This is a genomic window from Alteromonas sp. KUL42 (assembly GCF_006538325.1).
Lineage (GTDB): Bacteria > Pseudomonadota > Gammaproteobacteria > Enterobacterales > Alteromonadaceae > Alteromonas.
Genome location: NZ_BJKK01000034.1, coordinates 1 through 5,276, shown reverse-complemented (window position 1 = coordinate 5,276; position 5,276 = coordinate 1). Strand labels below are relative to the sequence as shown.

Genomic DNA, 5,276 nt, shown 5'->3' with positions numbered 1-5,276 from the left:
GCCCTTTTTTAATAAAGCTTCGATCTCTTTTGGGGTAAAAGGATTTTTTCTTGTATGTGCAACCCTATGACATGTCGGGCATAAGCAAACCAAGTCTTTCAAAGTTACTACCCCCTCACCTTTAATATGAAGAGGTGTTTTATGATGGCACTCTATTACAAATTTTTCCCCAACTTTTAATTTGAAACCACATGCTTGGCATCTGTGTTTATCTCTTTTTTTACACTGTTCTATAATTTTTTTATTACGAGACAACGCTGCCCATTTTTTATCGATTCGATACCCTTCAAGAGCTTCAATGTCATCAAAGCTGTAATCTGGTTTAAGTGACTTCTTCTTTCGTTTTTTATGACTAAGTGAACATTCTGGATTTCGTGATAGATGTTCAAAATGAGCGGATTTACCACCATGTGGGTTAACTGGTTCTTCACACTCAATACAACCGAAAGACCAGTAACCTTCTGTTTCTTTTATCTTTAATGCTTGGCCGACGGTAATTTTTTCACCTTCGAATAAGCAAAAAGTTGCAGTTGGCATTAATGAATTCCTTTTGGGCTATAACGCCCACTTAAGCGGACAAAAATTGTTGGCTATACTTGTGAAGCGGAGCGAAACAGCCAACTGTTTTTGTTCCGTTTAAAGTGCTTGTTATGACCAGATCAACTTGTGATACGGGAGTTTATTAATACTAGTGTTGACTCCTCCAACATTAGTAAACCGAAAAGATGGTTTTACACCTGTAATAAAAAAGCCTATTCTTTTATTTTGCTTGTATGGGAAAGTAATACTGAAAGAATCTTTATTCTCTACTACAGATAAAACATATTTATTGAATTCATCTGGGAAAAATAGAGGTTTATATTTTTCTGATACAGAGATTAAGGAAAGACTCTCAGAGAAAGCCAGGAATTCATTGTTTTTCAGCTTCTTCTCTTTAAATAAGGTGGCATTTAGTTTTTCAAGCATATAAAAAACTAATCCTACCGTAGACTTTATGAAATGGTTATAAGAAAAAGCAGTGCTTGAACCTTCATATTCAGCATGAATATCTAAGTCTGCACCATTTAAATTATTTTCCCCAATAATATTTGAAAAATAAAATCCGAGTATCGGATTATCTTTGTTATCCACTAAGGTTACGAAATCATTCCTCAATGAATCATGCTTTATCTTATTTGATATTACTCTGATAATATCATGATACCTATCAACCGACCCCTTGAAATCAGAATAGTTATCTTTGCAGTTTTCTTTACACCATAAAATAGCGTTACTATTATCCTTGCTTATGGTTTCGTTTACGGCTTTCATGATCAAGAAAGATGTATCATATAATTCGTCTATGGCTTGCACATAATCAAATATTCTTTTTTCCACTGATGCATCATAGTCAAATGTAGTATCACTTTCATTACTTTCTAACTCTTTATCTAAAGCCTTAAGAGCCGTAGCAATCTTTTTCATTTTAATGTCAAGGATTTCAACTGGATGCCTAATATTATGCTTAATATCGCCCCCTTGAAGGTTGCTCAAATTAGTGTGAAGCGAAACACCTCCATTTTTTAAAACTTTTATCATTTACACAAAACTCCAAATTGATCTAATCATAACTTTTAAATAAGGGGCGCAGACGCGTGGGCTACAAAGCGAAGCAGCCCACGTGTATGCGTCCCAGCCTGCGCTAGCAGGCGACTTAATTTTTTTGTTATACACAAACCGTTTCTTAACTGCCAGCATGTTGAAGAAAATAGGGTAAAAGCACCGAGCAAAACAACCACCGTTTTTAACTTTTACTTGCTACCAAAAAGTGAGCTGCTTGAGTTGAAAAGCATGGCTTTCAAGTTACCTTTGATACCGACCGAAAACTAAAACGAACCCCCAAAAGCTGTTGTAAAAAGGTGCTGAACTTTGGCCTGATTTTCACTAAATAATGGGTGGTGTATAACGCCCAACTCAGCGGTCAATTGGAGCGCAGCGTAAATTGATCCGATGCAGTTGTTTGTTAAGTTGCTTTAGCACCGATTGTACTCTCAGCTTTTTTTGTAAAATCGCTAGCAAAACGCTCACTAAAACCTGAGAGAAATGCAATAGCACTTATCACTAAAACTTCACGAGTTTCATTCCCTAAATCAATAGGAACTATTCCTGCTTTAATTAAGCAAAATATAAAAACAGCGAAGGAGGTACCAATTACAGGCTTAAATAAACCTGTGAAGAAATAGACCATATGATCTTTTGTCTCCATATCAGAGAACTCTCCCACACGACTCATAATACTTACAATACTCCCAATGGCACCACTTCCTGCGGCTAAAAGTATTAGAGAACTGCTTACTCCAAAGAAATGTTCTGGAATTTTGAATCCAGTTCCACCAACAATCAAAAGCGAAAAAGCAAAATAGAAACAAAAACACAAACCGAGAATAACTTTTGTTGAAGGGGTCATTTTGTCATATGGTGGTTTTTTCCTGTGCGCCAGATTCGAATTTATCTCTTTAGCAACAGTTACATGTGGAGGTGACCTGAGTAGCGATGAAAGCGCAATCTTTGCGCTTTTTAAGAGAAAGTCATCACCTTTTCTTGCAATGTAGGAAACATGATTTATTAGTTGACCCAGTTCCTTTTGTAACTCCTCATCAGAAGCAGATAAAGAGCTCGACTGAATTTCATCTAGGAGCTCTAAAGCTTCTTTTTTAATCCTTTTCCTTGTGAAATATATCAACTTTACTCCTTATTCCTACTTGCAACTTAACACTGAGCTAAGGGGCAAAAGCACAGTGCGAAAATGGCGAAGCCGTACTGTGTTTTTGTCCCAGCGGCCCGCGAAGCGGGTTGCGACTTTAGCGTTTTGTTAGTTTCGTGCCTGCTCGAAGAGATATGCCCATAAGCATTGTAAACAGATGAAGTATACAAACTACAAATATGCAGAATTTGAAACCAACGAAGTAATAACCTAAAAAGCCAGCACTTGTGAAAAAAACTAAATTTTGAATCCATCCTATTTTTACATCCTTTTCGTTTAATGAGCCCCATTCCCACCAAAGAAAGTTCCACCATAGGCTAGAAGCAGCGATATACTCATAAACTATACGTCTAAGGCCGACAATATTTCTGCCTTTTAACTCAGCTTCTAGTTCTTCAATGTAATCTTCATCAAATTGAGTGTCTAGGTAACGATCACCAATAAGTTCAAAAGTGGTTCTATTCATAGAAGAAACTAACTTTTAAATAAGGGGCGCAGGCATGTGGGGCATAATGGCGAAGCTGCCCCGCATGTATGCGTCCCAGTGACCAACGGGAACGACTTTATTTTTTTGTTATGCATCAACGATCCCAAACAACCTTGTATAGTTTTTCTTGTATAAGTCTGCGAATACAAATGGCCGGACTATCAATGCATTTGTAACAACAGGAATAATAACAATGGTATTAAAAATAAAAGGGGCGCCAAAAGTTACCATGATGCCTGAAAGAGCAACTGTGATATAGGTTAAAATTGAGTATGCCCTAAATGAAGAAATATTCTTCATTAACACAGTGACTTCACTTTTTTCCGTGCAGTCACTTACGAAAAGGTAAAGACAAAGTAGGCCACCTAACCCCCAAAGAATGCTTTCTGGGCGAATTGTTGATAGAGCACTTCCAAACAAAGCCACAGTTAATGCCAGACTAAAAGTGTCTGACGTCGCCATTCTTAATAACAAATGTTGGTTATTCGGTTCTGGTGAAAGAGGTAGTCGATCCATGAATCTTCCTGATGCATAACACCCCACTAAGGGGCAGTAATACGTAGGCTAAAATCAGGAGCGAAGCGATAGAGCCTACGTGTTACTGTCCCAGCGAGCAAAGCGAGAGCCTTTAGTGGTTTGTTATGCATCGTTACCAATGCCCTCGCGTTGTTCTGCTGTTTGGGGAAACATAATTTTTATCTCTAAAACGCCCTTTGCAAGAATGACAAAACCATTCATTTTTGCCTCCTCCTTGCAGCCTTACCAACTGACTGTTTGTATCGTAGCAGTGCTGGCAATATGGCCCATCTTTTTCGTCATCACATATAAGAAAATAGTAAGGCTTTTCCCAAACTATTTTTGATTTTATTTCTAACTTAACACGGAGTTCGTTAATTTCTTTATCTTTCGAAAGTAAGATATTTTGAACTTCTGCGACTTCAATTTGTGCATCCGCTAGTGAACTTATTAGCTCAGCTATTTGAAGTTTGATTTCTGCTTTTTCTAAAGATGTGTTGCTATCTTTAATCAATTTAGCGATGTCTGTTGCTGCTTTGATGCTACTCAGAGCGGTTGATATTGCATGAATGTCCATATCAATTTTTCCTAGATGCATAACTTTCCAATAACGGGCGCAGACATGTGGGGCATAATGGCGCAGCCGCCCCACGTGTATGCGTCCCAGCGAACGTAGTGAGTGTGTTGATTGGGTTGTTATGTGCGCACCAAGACATCACTCTGTACTGCTCACAGTGTACCACCTATATGTTGTTTCTTTTGTCAAAGGTGTCTGATACACGAGAATTTCGACATCCTCTCCGATATCGAACTCAGCTGTAATCGGTAAAAAACGAAGAGCACCACTAGAACTCTGAATTTCTATGCCAAGGGAATTAACCGATACGACAGTTCCTTTGACGGTTTCTTGAATACGTGGCGAATTATAAAAATAGACGGCTAGCGCAAATACTAGAATCGCAATGAAATAGCCAAAATACTTTATAGCGCCAGGCATTTAAACTTTCCCTTTTAGCACATAACTTTCCAATAACGGGCGCAGACATGTGGGGCACAATGGCGAAGCCGCCCCGCGTGTATGCGTCCCAGCGAACGAAGTGAGTGTGTTGATTGGCTTGTTATGTGCCATTTCTAAAAACTACCTTTTATCGATAGAGTTTTTCCACCTTTCCAGTCAAGTTCTTTGCGAACCTTGAAGTCTAAAATCATGTAGGCATTTGAACCATAATTTAATAAGTAACTAATAACATCAGCTTTAACTGTCCATGTAGTTGCAACTAACTGTAAACCGCTATCGGTAGGTTTTATTATTGCCAAGTGTCCAGCAGTATGCCGATAAAAACCTGTAGGAATGGTAACGGATTTAGTTTGACACCATTCTTCTATTATTTCTTGATACTTCGACTTTGGCATGTATCTTCCCTTGGCACATAACACCCCACTAAGGGGCAGTAACACATGGGCTAAAATCCGAGCGAAGCGACAGAGCCCATGTGTTACTGTCCCAGCGAGTCTGCGAGCGACTTGAGT

At 38.6% G+C, this 5,276-nt stretch carries 7 protein-coding genes; all 7 read right to left on the bottom strand.

What is annotated here, in order from left to right; genetic code table 11:
* On the bottom strand, positions 1-537 hold a 537-nt coding region (locus tag EYR97_RS21995; RefSeq protein ID WP_181409164.1), incomplete at its 3' end, for an HNH endonuclease.
* Between the two features lie 111 nt (positions 538-648).
* Positions 649-1,578: a hypothetical protein gene (locus tag EYR97_RS21680; protein WP_131095841.1), complete on the bottom strand. Its 930-nt coding sequence runs from the start codon at positions 1,576-1,578 to the stop codon at positions 649-651.
* A 424-nt stretch (positions 1,579-2,002) separates the two neighbouring features.
* Entirely contained in the window at positions 2,003-2,722 is a 720-nt protein-coding gene (locus tag EYR97_RS21675; RefSeq protein WP_131095840.1) for a hypothetical protein, read from the bottom strand.
* Positions 2,723-2,840: 118 nt separating this feature from the next.
* A complete protein-coding gene (locus tag EYR97_RS21670; RefSeq protein WP_131095839.1) occupies positions 2,841-3,209 on the bottom strand; it encodes a hypothetical protein in 369 nt (122 codons plus the stop codon).
* A gap of 108 nt (positions 3,210-3,317) precedes the next feature.
* Positions 3,318-3,746, bottom strand: a complete 429-nt coding sequence (locus EYR97_RS21665; RefSeq protein ID WP_131095838.1) for a hypothetical protein — start codon at positions 3,744-3,746, stop codon at positions 3,318-3,320.
* A gap of 133 nt (positions 3,747-3,879) precedes the next feature.
* Positions 3,880-4,323, bottom strand: coding sequence for a hypothetical protein (locus EYR97_RS21660; protein WP_131095837.1), 444 nt, complete (start codon positions 4,321-4,323; stop codon positions 3,880-3,882).
* Between the two features lie 554 nt (positions 4,324-4,877).
* Positions 4,878-5,276 (bottom strand): hypothetical protein (locus tag EYR97_RS21990; RefSeq protein WP_207308081.1); only part of this gene is annotated, 399 nt, incomplete at its 5' end.